A 17,640-nucleotide genomic window follows, 5' to 3' on the forward strand; every position below is an offset into this window, starting at 1 on the left:
ATGGGGGTGACTCCAATCGGGGATCGACACCCGCACGCCATCCGGGGGGACGACAGACACGGATGTGAGCACCACGCGGGGGCGCCCAACATGGGGAAAACACACGGGGAAGATGTCGTTCCGCGCCGCACGCACGGCCCGACGAGGGCGGGGCTCGCGGTGGTGGCGGGGCCGGGCTGTGATGGCGCGGTCCAGGTGTAACCACCGGCGACCCGGCCGCATTCCAGGAAACGGCCCGCCGACCGGGAGTCCTCTCGCGGGCTATCTGGAGCTGATGTCGCAAACGACTCAGCCGGGCGATCGCGGGGCGATGTCGTAAACGACTCAGCTCCATAGCATCCAGGAGGTGCCGCCCTTGGCGGTGGCGGTTGGCCAGGCCCTCGCAAACGTCCTCGCCGGCTACGCCACGAGTGCGGGCGGCTCGGAGAGCGCTGCTCGATCGTCCGCCATGTACAACCACCCCGAGCCGGCCGATGTTCCGCCCCCACGATGCCGGCCGTCACACCCAGTGCGCCGCCCAGCCCGCCTAGGCCACCGCACCCGCCCGGCCCACCCGGCCGGACCCATCGGACCGGATGGACCCCAACCGGGACATGGTCGACCCCGTCAGTGACATTGGGGCATCCCTCCGCCCGAAAGGCCCCATGTCCTTGACATCGTGTTGATTCGAGCCCAACCAGTCGACGATTTGGTCGAACGCATTGGCGCCGCCGCGTTGATCAAGAGGTTTGTGTCACGCTGGAGATCAAAGCTGACGCAAACCTCTTGATCAACGCGGGCTTAAGGGTGGGGCCGGCGTGTCCGCTGGTCGCCAGGGCCCGCCGGGTCCAGGGCGCCTCGGCGCATGAGACCGGAACGGCCAGCCTCCGCCGCTGTCGGTTACGGCCGATCCGCCACCGAAAATCCGGCAAAAAACTAATATCGGAAGGGAGTCCACGTCAGCAGAGGAGGTCGTCATGACGACGGCGATGGAAATGCCCCGCGTCCAGGAATGCGTGGTCACGGCCTGCGCGTACAACCACACCAGCGACTGTCACGCCTTCGCCATCACGATCGGCAGCCCCGACCACGCCCACTGCCATACCTTCATCGATCTGCCGGTGCGCGGCGGGATCGACGCGATCGCCCAGGTGGGTGCCTGTCAGCGGTCGGACTGTCGGCACAACGAGCAGCTCGAGTGCCACGCCCCGTCCATCCGGGTCGGCCCGGACAACGACATGGCCGACTGCATGACCTACGACGGCCGCTGACCGACCAGCACCGTTGACGACCCGTGCGTTACAGGCCGTTGGCGGTGCGGACGACGGTCACCAGGTCGTCGATGATGCCGGTGAGGGCGAAGTCCTTCGGGGTGAAGACGCGGGCCACCCCGGCGGCCAGCAGCGTCTCCGCGTCGGCGGGCGGGATGATGCCGCCGACCACCACCGGCAGGTCACCCCGGCCGGCGGCGCGCAGGCCGTCCAGCACCGCCGGCACGGCGGCCAGGTGCGAGCCGGAGAGCACCGACAGGCCCACCAGGTCGACGTCCTCCTCGACGGCGGCGGCGACGATCTGCCCGGCGGTCAGCCGGATGCCCTGGTAGATCACCTCGAAGCCGGCGTCGCGGGCGCGTACCGCGATCTGTTCGGCGCCGTTGGAGTGCCCGTCCAGGCCGGGCTTGCCGACCAGCAGCCGCAGCCGGCCGCTGCCCAGCTCGCGGGCGGTGGCCGCGACCCGTTCCCGCACTGCGGTCAGGCCCGTGTCGTCGCCGCCGCCGGCGGCGCCGGCCAGCCCGGTGGGTGCCCGGTACTCGCCGAAGACCTCGCGCAGCGCGCCCGCCCACTCCCCCGTGGTCGCCCCGGCCCGCGCGCATTCCAGCGTGGCGGGCATCAGGTTGGCGCTGGTCGCGGCGTCCGCGCGCAGCCGGTCCAGCGCGGCCGCGACCGCCGCGCCGTCCCGCTCGGCCCGCCACCGGCGTACGGAGGCCACGGCGGCTGCCTCCACCGCCGGGTCGACCTGCTCGATCGCCTCCGCGCCGGCCGCGGTCAGCGGCGACGGCTCGGTCTCGGTGAAGCGGTTGACGCCGACCACCACGTCGGTGCCGTCCTCCAGCCGGCGGCGGCGCTCGGCCAGCGAGGCGACCAGCGCGCTCTTGAGGTGACCGGACTCGACGGCGGCCACCACGCCACCCAACCGCAGCACCGTGTCCAGTTCCGCCCGCGCCCCGGTGACGATCTCGTCGACGAGCGCGGTCATCACGTGCGAGCCGGCGAGGATGTCCGGGTATTCCAGCAGGTCCGACTCGTACGCGAGGACCTGCTGCATCCGCAGCGACCATTGCTGGTCCCAGGGGCGGGGCAGGCCCAGCGCCTCGTTCCAGGCCGGGAGCTGCACGGCGCGGGCGCGGGCGGCGCGGGAGAGGGTGACGCCGAGCATCTCCAGCACGATCCGCTGGATGTTGTTCTCCGGCTGGGCCTCGGTCAGGCCGAGGGAGTTGACCTGCACGCCGTAGCGGAACCGGCGCTGCTTCGGGTCCGTTACCCCGTACCGCTCTCGGGTGATCTCGTCCCAGAGCACGCCGAACGCGCGCATCTTGGCGATCTCCTCGACGAAGCGCACCCCGGCGTTGACGAAGAACGAGATCCGGGCGACCACGTCGCCGAGCCGCTCGGCCGGCACCTGGCCGGCGTCGCGCACCGCGTCCAGCACGGCGACGGCGGTGGCGAGGGCGAAGCCGACCTCCTGCACCGGCGTCGCACCGGCCTCCTGGAGGTGGTACGAGCAGATGTTCACCGGGTTCCACCGGGGCATCTCGACCAGCGTGTACGCGACGACGTCGGCGGTCAGCCGCAGCGACGCCGCCGGCGGGAAGATGTGCGTGCCCCGGGAGAGGTACTCCTTGATGATGTCGTTCTGGGTGGTGCCGGCGCAGCGGGCCGGGTCCGCGCCCTGCTCCGCGCCGACGGTGCGGTAGAGGGCCAGCAGCCACATCGCCGGGGCGTTGATCGTCATGGACGTGTTCGTCTCGGCCAGCGGCAGGCCGTCGAAGAGGGCCCGCATGTCGCCCAGGTGGGCCACCGGCACCCCGACCCGGCCCACCTCGCCGACGGCCAGCTCGTGGTCCGGGTCGTACCCGGTCTGGGTGGGCAGGTCGAAGGCGATCGACAGGCCGGTCTGCCCCTTGGCCAGGTTGCGGCGGAACAGGGCGTTGCTCGCGGCGGCCGAGGAGTGCCCGGCGTAGGTGCGCATCACCCACGGGCGGTCGCGCTCGGGTAGCCGGCCGCCGCCTGGAGCCTTCTCATCCATGGCCGGAGTCTAAGTTACCGTTCAGTACGGAAGTCGGTGAAAAACCACACAGGTCCATGCGACGGCCGCGCCCGACCCCGCGCCGGCCACCCCGACCCGCGCTGGCGGCCGGGCACGACGCACACTTGACGGCATGGATGACGAGCTCGCGATCTCCGTCCGGGGCCTGCGCAAGGCGTACGGCGACAACGTCGCGGTGGCAGGCGTGGACCTCGCGGTCCACCGGGGCGAGGTGTTCGCCCTGCTCGGCCCGAACGGCGCGGGCAAGACCACCACGGTGGAGATCCTGGAGGGGTACCGGCAGCGCGACGGCGGCGAGGTCTCCGTGCTGGGCAGCGACCCCGCCCACCCCGACCCGCGCTGGCGCTCACGGGTCGGCATCGTGCTCCAGGGCACCGGCGAGTTCGACGAGTTGACCGTCGGCGAGGTGGTCCGGCACTTCTCCGGCTTCTATCCCAACGCCGACGACCCGGCGAAGGTCGTCGAGCGGGTCGGCCTGGGCGCCAAGGCGAAGGCCCGCACGCACACCCTCTCCGGCGGGCAGAAACGCCGCCTCGACGTGGCGCTGGGCATCATCGGCCGCCCCGAGCTGCTCTTCCTGGACGAGCCGACCACCGGCTTCGACCCGGAGGCCCGGCGGGAGTTCTGGGAGCTGATCCGGGACCTGGCCGCCGCCGGCACCACCATCGTGCTCACCACGCACTACCTCGACGAGGCGGAGTCGCTGGCCGACCGGGTCGGGGTGATCGCCGCCGGCCGGCTGGTCGAGGTCTCCCCGCCGAACCTGCTCGGCAACCGCCAGGAGGCCCTGGCGACGGTCTCGTGGCGTACCCCGGCGGGGGTGCTGGAGAGCGCGCAGAGCGCGACGCCGACGGCCCTGATCGCGGAGCTGGCCGCGCGCCACGGCGGCGAGGTGCCCGGTCTCACGGTGACCCGGCCGACCCTGGAAGACGTCTACCTGAAGATGATCGGACACTGATGACCACCACCACGAAGCCGGCGGCCCCGCTCGCCGCACCGGCCCGCCGGCTCGGGGCGGGCTCGCTCGCCCTGCGGCAGGGGCGGCTGGAGATCACCCAGTTCCTGCGCAGCCGGGAGTCCGTCGTGTTCACGATGGGTTTCCCGATCATCATGATCTTGATCTTCGCGGCGATCTTCAGCGACGAGATCGCCCCCGGGGTGAGCTACACGCAGTACTTCATCACCGGCATGATCGCCACCGGCCTGATGACCGTCAGCTTCCAGAACCTCGGCATCTGGATCCCGATCGAGCGCGACCGGGGGGTGCTCAAGCGCTACCGGGGCACGCCGATGCCGAAGTGGGTCTGGTTCGCCGGCAAGGTGATCATGGTGGTGGCGATCGGCGTGGCCGAGACCGCCCTGCTGCTGGCCGTCTCGGTCGCCCTGTTCGACCTGACGCTGCCTGGCACGGCCGGCAAGTGGCTCACCTTCGGCTGGGTCTCCGTCCTCGGCGTCACCGCCTGCACCCTCTGCGGCATCGCGATCTCCTCGCTGGCCCGCACCGCGCGCAGCGGCTCCGCCGTGGTCACCCCGGTCGCCCTGGTGCTCCAGTTCATCTCCGGGGTCTTCTTCGTCTTCACCAGCCTGCCGACCTGGATGCAGCAGGTGGCGGCGCTCTTCCCGCTGAAGTGGATGTGCCAGGGCCTACGCTCGGTCTTCCTGCCCGAGAGCTTCGGCGCGCAGGAGCCCGGCGGCTCGTTCGAGCTGGGCCGGGTCGCCCTCGTGCTCAGCCTCTGGTGCGTCATCGGCGTGGTGCTCTGCCTGACCACGTTCCGCTGGACCACCAAGCGCGACGGCTGACCCCGTCGCTGCGTGGGGTCACGCAGTGGCGCCCTGTGGATAGTGGGGGCGCAGGTTGGCGGCGCTGACCCGGTCGAGCGTGCGGTCGGAAAGCAGCCGGGACAGGCGGGCGAGCAGGGCGGCATCCCGGCCGACGGGGTTGGATCACGACCACCCGTACGCCCAGCGGCGCGACCTCCCGGCGGAGCGAGTCACCGACGGCCTCCAGGGCGAACTTCGCGCCGGCGTACGCCCCGTAGGTGGGCATGGCGACCCGGCCACCGATCGAGCCGATGTTGATCACGCGGCTCCTGCTGCGCAGCAGGGCAGTCACCCGCGCGGACAGAGGTCAGCGGTCACCTCGCCCCGGGCAAGTGGCGCACCACCACGGACGATCTCGTCGACACCCTCGTCCGCATGGTCGCCGGGGCCGACAGGACGGGGTGACGGCGGGGCGGCGCGCCCAGCCCGGGGCTGACAGACTGGCCCGGTGGTGGGGAGACCTACGCGGCGCGGGCTGCTCCTGGCCGGGGCCGCCACGGCGGCGCTGACCGTGGCCGGGGGCGCGGCGGCGAAGCAGTTGGCCGGCCCACGCCCCGGTCCGAGCCCGGCGCTGCCGGACGCCCCGGCCGGCGACGAGCGGCTGCTGCGGCGCGCGTCGGCGGCGCGGGGCCGGACCGTCGACTTCTGGACCGCCGTGCCCGCCGGTTACGGCGACGGCCGAGGGCTGCCGGTCTGCCTGGTGCTGCACGGCGCGTCGTCCACCCCGCGCGACTTCGCCCGCTTCGGCCTGGCCCGGTTCCTGACCGACGCGGTGCGCCGGGGCGCACCGCCGTTCGTGCTCGCCGGGGCCACCGGCGGCCGGCTGGCCTGGCGTCGCTCCGGCGACGACGACCCGCAGCGGATGGTCCGCGAGGAGCTGCCCGCCTGGTGCGCCGAGCGCGGCTTCGACACCGGCCGCGTCGTCGCCTGGGGCTGGTCGATGGGCGGCTTCGGGTCGCTGCTGCTGGCCGAGACCTTCCCCGGCTGGCTGCGCGCGGTCGCCGCGTTCTCCCCCGCCGTACGCCCCGGGGACGCGGTCTTCGCCGGGGCGCCGCGGCTGCGCGGCACCCCCGTCGGGCTCTGGTGCGGCCGGCAGGACAACCTGCTGCGCGACGTGCGGGCGCTGGCGCGGGCCCTGCCCGAGCCGCCGGCCCGCGCCGAGTACGCCGACGGCCGGCACAACTTCGTCTACTGGGGCACCCTCATCCCCGACGCCTTCGCCCTGCTGGGCGCGGCCCTCACCCCGCCGCGCCCCTGACCCGCCCCCGGTTGGCGGGAACGGGTCAGGGCGTCGGCGTCGCGTCAGTACGTGTAGAAGCCCTTGCCGGTCTTGCGGCCCAGGTCCCCGGCGGTGACCATGCGCTGCAGCAGCTCCGGCGGGAAGAACTTCTCGTCGGCGGTGTCGGTGTAGATGTTCTTCGAGGCGTGCAGCAGCACGTCCACGCCGGTCAGGTCGGTGGTGGCCAACGGGCCCATGGCGTGACCGAAGCCCAGCTTGCAGGCCGTGTCCAGATCCTCGGCCGAGACCACCCCGGACTCGACCAGCTTGACCGCCTCCACGACCAGGGCGGAGATCAGCCGGGTGGTGACGAAGCCGGCGATGTCCCGGTTGACCACCACGACGGTCTTGCCGATGCCCTCGGCGAACGCCCGGACGGTGGCGAGGGTCTCGTCGCTGGTCTTGTACCCGCGCACCAGCTCGCAGAGCTTCATCATCGGCACCGGGGAGAAGAAGTGCGTGCCGACGACCGCCTCGGGGCGCTCGGTCACGGCGGCGATCTGGGTGACCGGGATGGCGGAGGTGTTCGTGGCGAGCACCGCGTCGGCCTTGCAGATCTTGTCCAGCGCCCGGAAGACCTCGTGCTTGATCTCCAGCCGCTCGAAGACCGCCTCGACCACGATGTCCGCGTCGGCCGCCGCCTCCAGGTCGGTGGTCGGCGTGATCCGCCCCAGCGTGGCCTCGACCTCGTCGCCGGCGATCTTGCCCTTCTCGGCGAACTTCTCCAGCGACTTCCGGATGCCGGCCAGCCCGCGCCCGGTGGCCGCGTCGTCGAGGTCCCGCAGCGTCACCTGCCAGCCTGCCTGCGCCGCCACCTGGGCGATGCCCGAGCCCATCAGCCCGGCCCCGACGACCGCGAGTCGACCCGCCATCTGCTTCTCCCTCGCTGCGATTGAGTGTCTGTCTGCACCCTAGTCGGCGAGATTGAACGATGGCTAAGCCGGCCGAGGCGGCGGCCGGCGACCAGCCCGCCTTACCGGGACGGCGGCCGGCTGCTCGTCCGCCTCGCCGCGTCGCGTGGGTCGGGGGCGGGCTCAGATCTCCAGCGCCGGCTCGTCCGGCACGCTGCCGCGCTCGACCTGCACGCCCAGCGCCCGCAGGTCGGCGACGAAGTCCGGGTAGCCGCGGTCCACGTGGTGCACGTGGGACACCTCGGTCACCCCGGCGGCGCAGAGCCCGCCGATGATCAGCCCCGCGCCGGCCCGGATGTCGGTGGCCCGCACCGGCGCGCCGGAGAGCCGTTCCCGGCCCCGGACCACGGCGTGGTGACCGTCGGTCTTGATGTCCGCGCCGAGCCGCATCATCTCGTTGGCGAACATGAACCGGCCGTCGAAGATGTTCTCGGTGATCAGGGACGCCCCGTCGCTGACCGCCGCCAGCCCGATCGCCATCGGCAGCAGGTCGGTGGCGAAGCCCGGGTACGGCAGGGTGACCACGTCGACGGCCCGGGGGCGGGTGTCCATGCGTACCCGGAAGCTGTCGCCGTTGGTCTCGACCAGGCCGCCGGCGCAGACCAGCTTGTCCAGCGCCACCTCCAGGAAGCCCGGGTCGATGCCCGTCACGGTGACGTCCCCCCGGGTCATCGCGGCGGCGAACGCCCAGGTCCCGGCGACGATCCGGTCCCCCACGGTGGCGTGCCGCACCGGCCGCAGCTCCGGCACCCCGGCGATGTGCACGGTGGAGGTGCCGGCCCCCTCGATCCGGGCGCCCATCCGGACGAGCATGGCGCAGAGATCGACGATCTCCGGCTCCCGGGCCGCGTTGTCGATCACCGTGTCGCCCCGGGCCAGGACGGCGGCCATCACCAGGTTCTCGGTGGCCCCGACGCTGGGGAAGTCGAGCACGATCTCCGCGCCGTGCAGGCCGTCCGGGGCGGCGGCGATGACGAAGCCGTGCTCGCCGGAGATGTCCGCGCCCATCCGGGTCAGCCCGGCGACGTGCATGTCCAGCCCCCGGGAGCCGATGGCGTCCCCACCCGGATGGGCCACCCGGACGTACCCCCGGCGGGCCAGCAGGGGGCCCAGCACGCAGATCGACGCCCGCAGCCGGCGTACCAGGTCGTAGTCGGCCTCCGCGCCCGGCCGGGCCGGCACGTCGATGGTGACCGACCGGGAGCGGGCCGACCCGCCCCGCGCCACCATCGGGTCGACCGGGTCGTCGGCGTCGAACCGGACCTCGCAGCCCAGCCGGCGCAGCACCTCGCCCATGATGGCGATGTCGGTTATCCGGGGGACGTTGGTGATCACGCTGCGGCCGGGGGCCAGCAGGGCGGCGGCCATCAGCTTCAGGGCCGAGTTCTTCGCGCCGACGACGTGCACCGTGCCGGCGAGCCGGGCGTCCCCGGTGACCCGGATGACGTCGACGTCGTTGACCGCCGGGTCGCCGGCATCACCGGGGCCGACGCCGGCCGGCCGGGTCTCGGCCGGTCGAGCGGGGACGGTCAGGTCCGGTATCCGTAGGCTGTGCGTCATGGCCGTCCACCTCACGCGCATCTACACCAAGGCCGGCGACGCCGGCATGACCAGGCTGAGCAACAACGAGCAGGTGCCGAAGACCGATCCGCGCATCACCGCGTACGCGGACGTCGACGAGTGCAACGCCGCGCTCGGCGTCGCCCTCGCCCTCGGGCAGCTCGACGACGAGCTGCGGGCGGTGCTGGGATCCATCCAGAACGACATGTTCGACGTGGGGGCCGACCTCTCCACCCCCGTGGAGCCGGACCCGCAGTACCCGCCGCTGCGGGTCACCGAGGAGTACGTGGAGCGCCTCGAAGGGTGGTGCGACGAGTACAACGCACGCCTGAGCAAGCTCGACTCCTTCATCCTCCCCGGCGGCACCCCCGGTGCGGCGCTGCTGCACGTGGCACGGACGATCGCCCGGCGGGCCGAGCGTGCGGCGTGGGCGCTGGTCGCCCACGACCCCGACCGGACCAGCCCCCTCCCGGCAAAGTATCTCAACCGGCTCTCCGATCTGCTCTTCATCCTGTCAAGAACGGCAAACCCGGCGGGGGACGTGCTATGGGTCCCGGGCGGTCAGCGCTAAGCGGCGAGGCCCCCACCCGACGTGGTGCAGGGCCCCGACCGGGGCGACGTACCTGGTGCTGGAGGAGTCCCCGGCGATGTCCGGTCGAAACCACGACCGGCTCGCCCCGGGCCTGAACCACCTGGCCTTCCACGCCGGAGCGCCGGCCGACGTGCAGCGGCTGGTCGCTGCCGCGCCCGCGCACGGCTGGACGCTGCTCTTCCCGGACCGCCACCCGCACGCGGGGGGCCCGGAGAGCCACGCGGCCTACCTCACCGACGATCAGGGGTACGAGGTCGAGCTGGTCGCCGCGCTCCCCTGACCCGGCCCGGCGGCCGGGTCGGACGGCCCGGCTCCCGCCCGACGGCGGGGCGGCTCAGGCGGGGGCGGGGCGGCTCAGGCGGGGGCGGGGCGGCTCTCAGGCGGGGGCGGGGCGGCTCAGGCGGCGGGCCAGTCCTGGGAGGCCAGACGCGGCGAGGCCGCCCCGGGCGGGGCGGCCTCGAGCCAGGAGAGGAAGCCGGTGACGGTGGATTTCGCCATCGCGATCTCCACCGGCGCCTGTCGACTGGTACAGCGCAGGATCACCCAGTCGGCGGGCATGGAGAGGCGTTCCTGCCCCTCGGGCAACCGCCGGCGCTGCACCACCAGGCCCTTGCGGCTGAGCACCAGCTTGGGGCGCAGCGCGAAGGAGAACATCCGGTACCACCGCAGCTCGTCGCCGCTGAAGCGGCCGAAACCCGGAGACCAGCCCCGACCGTCGAGCATCGTGGAGACCCGGACACCGAGCCGGATGATCCCACCGCTGCGGGTCACCAGCGCGCGCCGGACGAAGAGAAAGAGGAGGGCGACGAGCACGGCGGCGAAGCCGATCCCGATTCCCTCCACGATCTGCATCGGCCGGGTTGGCTCAGCGGCTCGGTGCGGCGGTGACCGGGGTGGCGCTCTCGGCGAGCACCGTGACGCCCTCGCGGCTCACCGAGAGGAAGCCACCGGCCACCTCGTAGGAGACCTGCTCGCCACCGGGAAGCTTGATCCGGACCTGGCCAGGATCGGCGAGCTGGCCCAGGAGGGGCGCATGCCCCGGCAGCACACCCAGCTCACCCTCGGTCGTCCGGGCGACCACCATCTCGGCCTCGCCGGACCAGATCTTCTCCTCGACGGCCACGAGCTCGACGTGAAGCTGCTGTGCCACGCTGTCTCCTTGCTGCGGCGGGCGGAATGTCGAAAGTCTAGTCGCGCCGCCCCCGAGCACCGAACGCGGGTGGCGTAAGCTGCGCCACCCCGCGTCCGGGGCACTACCTGGTCTTGTTGCGGAAGTCGGGATGCTCCAGCAGGAAGGCGTCCAACTGCTCCTTCTTCAACGCCGCGAAGAAGTCCTCGGCCTCGGGCAGCAGCCGCTCCCCCCGGTAGCCGGCGCCGGTGCCGATGTTCTCCCCCGGCAGCTTGATCAGCTCGACGTTGCTCGAGCGGATGCCCTTGAGGGCGATGGCGAAGTCGATCACACCGTTGCCCCGACCGTTGAAGATCAGCGACTGCCCGGCGGCCCGGATCACCCGGTCCAGCTTGATCGGATTGGTCACCACGTCGGCGCTGAACGCCTGGTCGACCATCGCCTTGATGAACTGCTGCTGGTGGCGCTGCCTGCCGTAGTCGGCGTCCGGGACGCCGTTACGCGGGTAGCGCTGCCGCACGTAGTCCAGTGCCTGCCAGCCGTTGAGGTGCCGGTTTCCCTTCTTGTAGACCGCCTGCGGGCCGACGTACCCCTCGCCGTCCGGGTTGCCCTTGCGGTGCACCCCGCTGGGTTCGCGGTGCTCGGAGCGCACCTCGTGCTCGATGTACATGTCGACGCCGCCCATCGCGTCAACGATCTTCTTGAAGCCGGTGAAGTTGATGATCGCCCCGGCGTCGAAGCGCTCCACCCCGACCACCTGCTGCACGGTCTTGGCCAGCAGTTCGAAGCCCCGCGCGGCGTCCGGGTCGCCCCCCGGCACCCGGCTGCCGTACGACATGGCGGCGTTCAGCTTGTCCGTGCCGCCGTTGAAGTCGGCCTTGCTGAACCTCGGGATCTCCACCCGCAGGTCCCGGGGCAGCGAGAAGAGGTACGCCCGGTCCAGTTGGGTCGAGACGTGCAGCACCATGATCGAATCGGCCAGCGGCGGCATCGTCGGGTCGCGCGGGTCGATGCCGACCAGCAGGATGTTGAGCGGCCCCTTGACGTCACTCGTGGGCTCCTGGGCGCCCGCCGCCTCGTCGCCGAAGAGGTCGCCCTTGCCGACGGCCCCCTCGTACCGGGAGACCAGCGCCTCGTAGCCCACCAGCCCCGCGCCGCTGAACAGCAGGAGCACGACGCCGAGGATCGTGCACACCCGCGCCCAGCGCGGCACACCCGACCAGACGGAGCGTTTCCTCCTGCCACCCTTGTCGGCCCTGCCGACCTTGCCACCCTTGTCGGCCCTGCCGACCTTGCCACCCTTGTCGGCCTCGCCGGCCTCGTCGGCCTTGTCGCCCTTGCCGGCCTTTACCACGAGCATCTCCGTTCGTCACGCCCACGAGGAGAAGACGGGCGCTCCCAGCCGATAAGTTGTCACAACAATCACTCGTCCGGGGGACGGCGTGGACCGCCACGGTACCGCGCGGCGCACGAGAACGAGGACCGTCCCGGTGATCACCGGGACGGTCCTCGTCACTACGAAACGCGCAACTAGCTCTTCATGAGCTCCGCGGCCTTCTTCTCCAGGTCCTCCAGGCCACCGCACATGAAGAACGCCTGCTCGGGGAAGTGGTCGTACTCCCCCTCGCTGATCTTCTTGAACGCCTCGATGGTCTCGGTGATCGGGACCGTCGAGCCCGGAACGCCGGTGAACTGCTCCGCCGCGTAGGTGTTCTGCGACAGGAAGCGCTCGATCCGCCGCGCACGCTGCACGGTGATCTTGTCTTCCTCGGAGAGTTCCTCGATGCCGAGGATGGCGATGATGTCCTGCAGGTCCTTGTACTTCTGCAGGATCCGCTTGACCTCGGTGGCGACCGCGAAGTGCTCGGCGCCGACGAACTCCGGGGCGAGGATCCGCGACGAGGACGCCAGCGGGTCCACCGCCGGGTAGATGCCCTTGTCGGAGATCGACCGCTCCAGGTTGGTGGTGGCGTCGAGGTGGGCGAACGTGGTGGCCGGGGCGGGGTCGGTGTAGTCGTCCGCCGGCACGTAGATCGCCTGCAACGAGGTGATGGCCTGGCCCCGGACGGAGGTGATCCGCTCCTGGAGCTCGCCCATCTCGTCGGCCAGGGTCGGCTGGTAACCCACGGCGCTCGGCATGCGGCCGAGCAGCGTGGAGACCTCGGAACCGGCCTGGGTGAAGCGGAAGATGTTGTCGATGAAGAGCAGCACCTCCTGCTTCTTCACGTCACGGAAGTACTCCGCCATGGTCAGCGCGGAGAGGGCGACCCGCAGCCGGGTGCCCGGCGGCTCGTCCATCTGGCCGTAGACCAGCGCGGTCTTGTCGATGACGCCGGACTCGGTCATCTCGGCGATGAGGTCGTTGCCCTCACGGGTGCGCTCACCCACGCCGGCGAAGACCGACGTACCACCGAAGTTCCGGGCGACACGGGTGATCATCTCCTGGATGAGCACCGTCTTGCCCACGCCCGCGCCGCCGAACAGGCCGATCTTGCCGCCCTTGACGTACGGGGCCAGCAGGTCGATGACCTTGATGCCGGTCTCCAGCATCTCGGTCTTCGGCTCCAGGTCCGCGAAGGCCGGGGCCTTGCGGTGGATGCCCCAGTGGTCGTCCGGGCTCAGCGTCTCGCCCTCGGTGAGGTTGAGGCACTCGCCGATGGCGTTGAAGACGTGGCCCTTGACCGTGTCGCCCACCGGCACCTGGATCGGCATGCCCCTGTCGCGCACCTCGGCACCGCGGACCAGGCCGTCGGTCGGCTGCATCGAGATGGCGCGGATCAGGTTGTCGCCGAGGTGCTGGGCGACCTCCAGGGTCAGCGTCTTCTCGCCGCCGGAGAGCGTCACGTCGACGTTCAGGGCGTTGAACAGGGCCGGCATGGCGTCGCGCGGGAACTCGGCGTCGACGACCGGGCCGATGACCCGGACCACGCGACCCGTGGCCGTCCTGGTCTCTGCTGGTCCACCAGCAACTGCGGATACAGTCATCACACTTCACTTCCCGACGCGGCGAGCGCGTTGGCGCCGCCGACGATCTCGCTGATCTCCTGGGTGATGCCGGCCTGACGGGCCGAGTTCATCTCACGCGTGTACTTCTCGATCATCTCTTCGGCGTTGTCGGTGGCGCTCTTCATCGCCCGCCGTCGGGCGGCCGACTCGCTCGCCGCCGACTCCAGCAACGCCGCGTAGATCCGCGTGTTGATGTACTTCGGCAGCAGCGCGTCGAGCAGCGCCTCCGCCTCCGGCTCGAACTCGTACGCCGGGAGCGGGCCCTCGGCGCTCGGCAGGTCCTCGACCTGCATCGGGCCGATGACCTTCGTGACCGGGTTCTGGGTCATCAGGGAGTGGAACTCGGTGTAGACGATGTGCAACTCGTCGACCCCCAGCACCCCGTCCGCCCCGGCGCTGCCGTCGGTGTCGTCCGCGCCGGCGGTGAACGCCTTGATCAGCGTCTCCCCCACCTCGCGGGCGTCCTCGAACGTCGGCTGCTCCGAGAAGCCCGTCCAGTTCGCCTCGATCGGCCAGTCCCGGAACCGGTAGAACGCCACGCCCTTGCGGCCGATGACGTAGAGCACGGGCTTCTTGCCCTCGGCGTTCAGCCGGGCGATCAGCGCCTGCGCCTTCTTGATCGCGTTGGAGCTGTAACCGCCGGCCAGGCCCCGGTCGGAGGTCACCAGCAGGACGCCCACCCGCCGCACCCGCTCGCGCGGGCTGAGCAGCGGGTGGTCGATCCGGGCGTTGGACGCCAGCGCGGTGAGCACGCCGGTGATGGCCTGGGCGTACGGCAGGGACGCCTGCACCCGGGCCTGGGCCTTGGCGATCCGGCTCGTCGCCACGAGCTCCATCGCCTTGGTGATCTTCTTCATCCCCTTCGCCGAGCGGATCCGTTGACGAAGAACGCGTACCTGGGCCGCCATGTGTCAGCCCTACTGCTTCTCTGCGGCGTCGCGGTAGCGGGTCACCGTCTCGCGGTTCTCCTCGCCCTCCAGCGGGGCGGCCGGGGCCTCGTTGATCCGGGGCTCGTCGGCCTTGCCCAGGAACATCTGCTTGAAGCCGGCGATGGCCTGGTCGAGAGTGGCGACAATCTCGTCACCCCAGGTGTTGTCGGCGATCGCCGCGAGGGTGCCCTCGTGCTTGTGCCGCAGGTACTGGAGGAACTCCGACTCGAAGCGGCGCACCTCGCCGACCGGGATGTCGTCGAGCTTGCCCTCGACGCCGGCCCAGACCGAGACGACCTGCTCCTGCACCGGGTACGGCGAGTAGTTCGGCTGCTTGAGCAGCTCGACCAGGCGGGAACCGCGGTCCAGCTGGGCCCGCGAGGTCTTGTCCAGGTCGGAGGCGAAGGCGGCGAACGCCTCCAGCTCGCGGTACTGGGCGAGGTTGAGCCGCAGCGAACCGGCGACCTTGCGCATCGGCTTCACCTGGGCGGCACCGCCGACCCGGGAGACCGAGGTGCCGACGTTGATGGCCGGCCGGACGCCCTGGTTGAACAGGTCCGTCTCCAGGAAGATCTGGCCGTCGGTGATGGAGATGACGTTGGTCGGGATGAAGGCCGAGATGTCGTTGGCCTTCGTCTCGATGATCGGCAGGCCGGTCATCGAGCCGCCACCCAGCTCGTCGGAGAGCTTCGCGCAGCGCTCCAGCAGGCGGGAGTGCAGGTAGAAGACGTCACCCGGGTACGCCTCGCGGCCCGGCGGGCGACGCAGCAGCAGCGACACGGCCCGGTACGCCTCGGCCTGCTTGCTCAGGTCGTCGAAGACGATCAGGACGTGCTTGCCGCCGTACATCCAGTGCTGCCCGATGGACGAGCCGGTGTACGGGGCCAGGTACTTGAAGCCGGCCGGGTCCGACGCCGGGGAGGCGACGATGGTGGTGTATTCCATCGCGCCCGCCTCCTCCAGGATGCCCTTGATCGAGGCGATCGTGGAGGCCTTCTGGCCGATGGCGACGTAGATGCAGCGGACCTGCTTCTTCGGGTCGCCGGAGCGCCAGTTGTCCCGCTGGTTGAGGATGGCGTCCAAGGCGACCGTGGTCTTGCCGGTCTTCCGGTCGCCGATGATCAGCTGCCGCTGACCCCGACCGATCGGGGTCATGGCGTCGACCGCCTTGATGCCGGTCTGCAGCGGCTCGGAGACCGACTGCCGCGACATCACGTTCGGGGCCTGCAGCTCCAGCTCACGGAAGCCCTCGTTGGCGATGTCGCCGAGGGCGTCGATCGGCTGGCCGAGCGCGTCGACCACCCGGCCGAGGAAGGCGTCGCCGACCGGCACGGAGAGCACCCGGCCGGTGCGCTTGACGCGCTGGCCCTCTTCGAGCTTCGCGGAGTCGCCGAGGACGACGACACCGATCTCCCGCACGTCGAGGTTCAGCGCCACGCCGAGCGTGCCGTCCTCGAACTCCAGGAGCTCGTTGGTCATGGTCGAGGGAAGGCCCTCGACGTGGGCGATGCCGTCGCCGGTGTCGGCGACGGTGCCGACCTCCTCGCGGGAGACGTCGGGCGAGTAGGAGGAGACATAGCGCTCCAGGGCGCCGCGGATCTCCTCCGTCGAGATGGTCAGCTCGGCCATCCTCTGCTTCCTTAAATTCAGGGGCCCGGGATACCTAGTACCGACCGGTCCGAATGGCGTCTGTCAATCCGGCGCTTCGCGCGTGTGCCAGCGGGTGCCGGTCAGCGCTTCGCGAGCGCGTTGCGAGTCTCGTTGAGGCGGCGCAGGACGGTGCCGTCGTACAGGTCGGAGCCGACCCGCACACTGACGCCACCGAGAACCGAGGGGTCGACCGTCTGCTTGACGGAAACCTCTCGACCGTATATCGCAGAGAGACTCGCGCCCAACCGTCGCTCGTCCTCGTCACTCAACGGGGATGCGGCGGTCACGTACGCGACCTGCCGGTCCCGCCGGTCGGCGGTGAGCTCGACCAGCCGGCTGAGCGCCCCGGTGAAGGAACGTCCCCCGAATCCGCTCAGCGCCACCTCGACGAGGCTGATGGTGACCGGGCGCGCCTTGCCGGCGAGCAGCTCGCGGGCCAGCCCGGCCCGCTGCCCGACCGGGGCGATCGGGTCGGTCAGCGCGCTGGAGAGCCCGGGCTGACCGGCAACCACCTGACCGAAGCGGAACAGCTCGTCCTCGACCTCACCGAGGTCGCCGGCGGTGTCGGCGCTGGCCAGCAGCGCCTCCACGCCGAGCCGCTCGGTGCCTTCGAGCAGCTCCGAGGGGGTCGACCAGCGGTTGGCCACCAGCGAGGCGAGCAGGTCCAGCGCCTCGGCGCTCACCTTGCCGCGCAGCATCTCGCTGAGCAGGCCGGCCCGGTCGGCACCCGGGCGGGCCGGGTCGGAGAGCGCCCGGCGCAGCCGCGGCTCGCGCCGCAGCAGGTCGGCGACGGAGAGGAGATCGGCGGCGGTGGAGGCCACCGCCGACGCCTCCGTGCCGCGGACGTACGCGTCGAGGCGCTCGGCCCCGAGCTTGTACGACTCCCGGCTGGCGGCCTGCATCAGCGGGCCCCCGCGCTCTCGAGGCCGCTCAGGAACCGGTCGACGGTGCCCTTGCGACGCGCCTCGTCGGCGAGGGACTCACCGACGATCTTGCTGGCCAGGTCGACCGCGATGGTGCCGACCTCGACACGCAGGTCGCGGGCGATGGTGGCCCGCTCGGCGGCGAGCTGCTCCTTGCCGGCCGCGATGATCCGGTCGGACTCCTCGCGCGCCTTGGCGAGGATGTCCTGGCGGATGCCCTCGGCGTCGGCCCGGGCGTCGTCCCGGATCCGGGCGGCCTCGGTGCGCACCTCGGCGAGCTGGGTCCGGTACTGCTCCAGCAGCTGGTTCGCCTCGGCCTGCGCGGCCTCGGCCCGCTTGAGCCCACCCTCGATCGCGTCGACCCGTGCCTGGTACATCGCCTCCATACGGGGCATGACGAACTTCAGCAGGACGAAGCAGAGCAGGATGAAGGAGATGATTCCGATGACCATCTCCTGCCAGATCGGCAGGATCGGGTTGTGCGCGCCTTCGGCGGCGAGGAACATGTCGGACCTCCGGGTCGTGGAGAAGCTC

General features: G+C 71.3%; 18 protein-coding genes. 6 read left to right on the plus strand and 12 right to left on the minus strand.

What is annotated here, in order from left to right; genetic code table 11:
• Positions 1 to 956 precede the first annotated feature (956 nt).
• Positions 957 to 1,250, plus strand: a complete 294-nt coding sequence (locus ACLQ2V_RS00005; protein ID WP_425716243.1) for a DUF1540 domain-containing protein — start codon at positions 957 to 959, stop codon at positions 1,248 to 1,250.
• Between the two features lie 28 nt (positions 1,251 to 1,278).
• Here ACLQ2V_RS00005 and ACLQ2V_RS00010 read toward each other — a convergent pair whose 3' ends face one another.
• Positions 1,279 to 3,285, minus strand: coding sequence for a protein meaA (locus tag ACLQ2V_RS00010; RefSeq protein ID WP_425716244.1), 2,007 nt, complete (start codon positions 3,283 to 3,285; stop codon positions 1,279 to 1,281).
• A gap of 133 nt (positions 3,286 to 3,418) precedes the next feature.
• Between ACLQ2V_RS00010 and ACLQ2V_RS00015 the strand changes: the two genes are divergently transcribed.
• Both ACLQ2V_RS00015 and ACLQ2V_RS00020 read left to right on the plus strand, forming a co-directional pair.
• A complete protein-coding gene (locus ACLQ2V_RS00015) occupies positions 3,419 to 4,264 on the plus strand; it encodes an ABC transporter ATP-binding protein (RefSeq protein WP_425716245.1) in 846 nt (281 codons plus the stop codon).
• Entirely contained in the window at positions 4,264 to 5,106 is an 843-nt protein-coding gene (locus ACLQ2V_RS00020; protein WP_425716246.1) for an ABC transporter permease, read from the plus strand. Before ACLQ2V_RS00015 ends, ACLQ2V_RS00020 begins: the two co-directional genes overlap by 1 nt.
• On the opposite strand, the gene ACLQ2V_RS00025 is transcribed toward ACLQ2V_RS00020, so the two are convergent.
• Positions 5,048 to 5,419, minus strand: a complete 372-nt coding sequence (locus ACLQ2V_RS00025) for an SDR family NAD(P)-dependent oxidoreductase (protein WP_425716247.1) — start codon at positions 5,417 to 5,419, stop codon at positions 5,048 to 5,050. The genes ACLQ2V_RS00020 and ACLQ2V_RS00025 overlap by 59 nt on opposite strands.
• Positions 5,420 to 5,575: 156 nt before the next feature.
• On the opposite strand from ACLQ2V_RS00025, the gene ACLQ2V_RS00030 reads away from it, so the two are divergent.
• Entirely contained in the window at positions 5,576 to 6,385 is an 810-nt protein-coding gene (locus ACLQ2V_RS00030; protein ID WP_425716248.1) for an alpha/beta hydrolase, read from the plus strand.
• 44 nt (positions 6,386 to 6,429) lie between these two features.
• Here ACLQ2V_RS00030 and ACLQ2V_RS00035 read toward each other — a convergent pair whose 3' ends face one another.
• Together ACLQ2V_RS00035 and murA are read right to left on the minus strand one after the other, a co-directional pair.
• On the minus strand, positions 6,430 to 7,278 hold the full coding sequence (locus tag ACLQ2V_RS00035) for a 3-hydroxyacyl-CoA dehydrogenase family protein (protein WP_425716249.1): 849 nt from the start codon (positions 7,276 to 7,278) through the stop codon (positions 6,430 to 6,432).
• A gap of 162 nt (positions 7,279 to 7,440) precedes the next feature.
• Entirely contained in the window at positions 7,441 to 8,877 is a 1,437-nt protein-coding gene (murA, locus tag ACLQ2V_RS00040; RefSeq protein WP_425716250.1) for a UDP-N-acetylglucosamine 1-carboxyvinyltransferase, read from the minus strand.
• On the opposite strand from murA, the gene ACLQ2V_RS00045 reads away from it, so the two are divergent.
• Together ACLQ2V_RS00045 and ACLQ2V_RS00050 are read left to right on the plus strand one after the other, a co-directional pair.
• Positions 8,876 to 9,448 (plus strand): cob(I)yrinic acid a,c-diamide adenosyltransferase, encoded by a 573-nt coding sequence (locus ACLQ2V_RS00045; protein ID WP_425716251.1) that lies wholly within the window; start codon positions 8,876 to 8,878, stop codon positions 9,446 to 9,448. The genes murA and ACLQ2V_RS00045 overlap by 2 nt on opposite strands.
• A gap of 76 nt (positions 9,449 to 9,524) precedes the next feature.
• Positions 9,525 to 9,749, plus strand: coding sequence for a hypothetical protein (locus tag ACLQ2V_RS00050; RefSeq protein WP_425716252.1), 225 nt, complete (start codon positions 9,525 to 9,527; stop codon positions 9,747 to 9,749).
• 116 nt (positions 9,750 to 9,865) lie between these two features.
• Here ACLQ2V_RS00050 and ACLQ2V_RS00055 read toward each other — a convergent pair whose 3' ends face one another.
• The 8 genes from ACLQ2V_RS00055 to ACLQ2V_RS00090 all read right to left on the minus strand — a co-directional run bounded on the left by ACLQ2V_RS00055 (position 9,866) and on the right by ACLQ2V_RS00090 (position 17,612).
• Positions 9,866 to 10,321: a DUF2550 domain-containing protein gene (locus ACLQ2V_RS00055; RefSeq protein ID WP_425716253.1), complete on the minus strand. Its 456-nt coding sequence runs from the start codon at positions 10,319 to 10,321 to the stop codon at positions 9,866 to 9,868.
• A 13-nt stretch (positions 10,322 to 10,334) separates the two neighbouring features.
• Entirely contained in the window at positions 10,335 to 10,619 is a 285-nt protein-coding gene (locus tag ACLQ2V_RS00060) for a F0F1 ATP synthase subunit epsilon (RefSeq protein WP_425716254.1), read from the minus strand.
• Between the two features lie 103 nt (positions 10,620 to 10,722).
• Positions 10,723 to 11,958: an LCP family protein gene (locus ACLQ2V_RS00065; protein ID WP_425716255.1), complete on the minus strand. Its 1,236-nt coding sequence runs from the start codon at positions 11,956 to 11,958 to the stop codon at positions 10,723 to 10,725.
• A gap of 170 nt (positions 11,959 to 12,128) precedes the next feature.
• The gene (gene atpD / locus ACLQ2V_RS00070) at positions 12,129 to 13,583 is read right to left on the minus strand and encodes a F0F1 ATP synthase subunit beta (RefSeq protein ID WP_425716256.1); all 1,455 of its coding nucleotides are present in this window, start codon (positions 13,581 to 13,583) and stop codon (positions 12,129 to 12,131) included.
• Complete coding sequence (locus tag ACLQ2V_RS00075; protein ID WP_425716257.1) at positions 13,583 to 14,512, minus strand: F0F1 ATP synthase subunit gamma; 930 nt, start codon at positions 14,510 to 14,512, stop codon at positions 13,583 to 13,585. Before ACLQ2V_RS00075 ends, atpD begins: the two co-directional genes overlap by 1 nt.
• Positions 14,513 to 14,521: 9 nt before the next feature.
• The gene (atpA, locus tag ACLQ2V_RS00080) at positions 14,522 to 16,162 is read right to left on the minus strand and encodes a F0F1 ATP synthase subunit alpha (protein ID WP_425716258.1); all 1,641 of its coding nucleotides are present in this window, start codon (positions 16,160 to 16,162) and stop codon (positions 14,522 to 14,524) included.
• Between the two features lie 101 nt (positions 16,163 to 16,263).
• Positions 16,264 to 17,085 (minus strand): F0F1 ATP synthase subunit delta, encoded by an 822-nt coding sequence (locus tag ACLQ2V_RS00085; RefSeq protein WP_425716259.1) that lies wholly within the window; start codon positions 17,083 to 17,085, stop codon positions 16,264 to 16,266.
• The gene (locus tag ACLQ2V_RS00090; RefSeq protein WP_425716260.1) at positions 17,085 to 17,612 is read right to left on the minus strand and encodes a F0F1 ATP synthase subunit B; all 528 of its coding nucleotides are present in this window, start codon (positions 17,610 to 17,612) and stop codon (positions 17,085 to 17,087) included. The genes ACLQ2V_RS00085 and ACLQ2V_RS00090 overlap by 1 nt, the downstream gene beginning before the upstream one ends.
• Between the last annotated feature and the right edge of the window lie 28 nt (positions 17,613 to 17,640).

Source organism: Micromonospora sp. DT233 (genome assembly GCF_049841815.1).
GTDB lineage: Bacteria > Actinomycetota > Actinomycetes > Mycobacteriales > Micromonosporaceae > Micromonospora.

Bases quoted from the DNA above. Each gene is read 5' to 3' on its own strand.
- ACLQ2V_RS00035 (WP_425716249.1), bottom strand. From the start codon at position 7,278: ATGGCGGGTCGACTCGCGGTCGTCGGGGCCGGGCTGATGGGCTCGGGC.
- ACLQ2V_RS00015 (WP_425716245.1), top strand. From the start codon at position 3,419: ATGGATGACGAGCTCGCGATCTCCGTCCGGGGCCTGCGCAAGGCGTAC.
- ACLQ2V_RS00005 (WP_425716243.1), top strand. From the start codon at position 957: ATGACGACGGCGATGGAAATGCCCCGCGTCCAGGAATGCGTGGTCACG.
- ACLQ2V_RS00045 (WP_425716251.1), top strand. From the start codon at position 8,876: ATGGCCGTCCACCTCACGCGCATCTACACCAAGGCCGGCGACGCCGGC.
- ACLQ2V_RS00065 (WP_425716255.1), bottom strand. From the start codon at position 11,958: ATGCTCGTGGTAAAGGCCGGCAAGGGCGACAAGGCCGACGAGGCCGGC.
- murA (WP_425716250.1), bottom strand. From the start codon at position 8,877: ATGACGCACAGCCTACGGATACCGGACCTGACCGTCCCCGCTCGACCG.
- ACLQ2V_RS00090 (WP_425716260.1), bottom strand. From the start codon at position 17,612: ATGTTCCTCGCCGCCGAAGGCGCGCACAACCCGATCCTGCCGATCTGG.
- ACLQ2V_RS00085 (WP_425716259.1), bottom strand. From the start codon at position 17,085: ATGCAGGCCGCCAGCCGGGAGTCGTACAAGCTCGGGGCCGAGCGCCTC.
- ACLQ2V_RS00050 (WP_425716252.1), top strand. From the start codon at position 9,525: ATGTCCGGTCGAAACCACGACCGGCTCGCCCCGGGCCTGAACCACCTG.
- atpA (WP_425716258.1), bottom strand. From the start codon at position 16,162: ATGGCCGAGCTGACCATCTCGACGGAGGAGATCCGCGGCGCCCTGGAG.
- ACLQ2V_RS00055 (WP_425716253.1), bottom strand. From the start codon at position 10,321: ATGCAGATCGTGGAGGGAATCGGGATCGGCTTCGCCGCCGTGCTCGTC.
- ACLQ2V_RS00010 (WP_425716244.1), bottom strand. From the start codon at position 3,285: ATGGATGAGAAGGCTCCAGGCGGCGGCCGGCTACCCGAGCGCGACCGC.
- ACLQ2V_RS00020 (WP_425716246.1), top strand. From the start codon at position 4,264: ATGACCACCACCACGAAGCCGGCGGCCCCGCTCGCCGCACCGGCCCGC.
- atpD (WP_425716256.1), bottom strand. From the start codon at position 13,583: ATGACTGTATCCGCAGTTGCTGGTGGACCAGCAGAGACCAGGACGGCC.
- ACLQ2V_RS00075 (WP_425716257.1), bottom strand. From the start codon at position 14,512: ATGGCGGCCCAGGTACGCGTTCTTCGTCAACGGATCCGCTCGGCGAAG.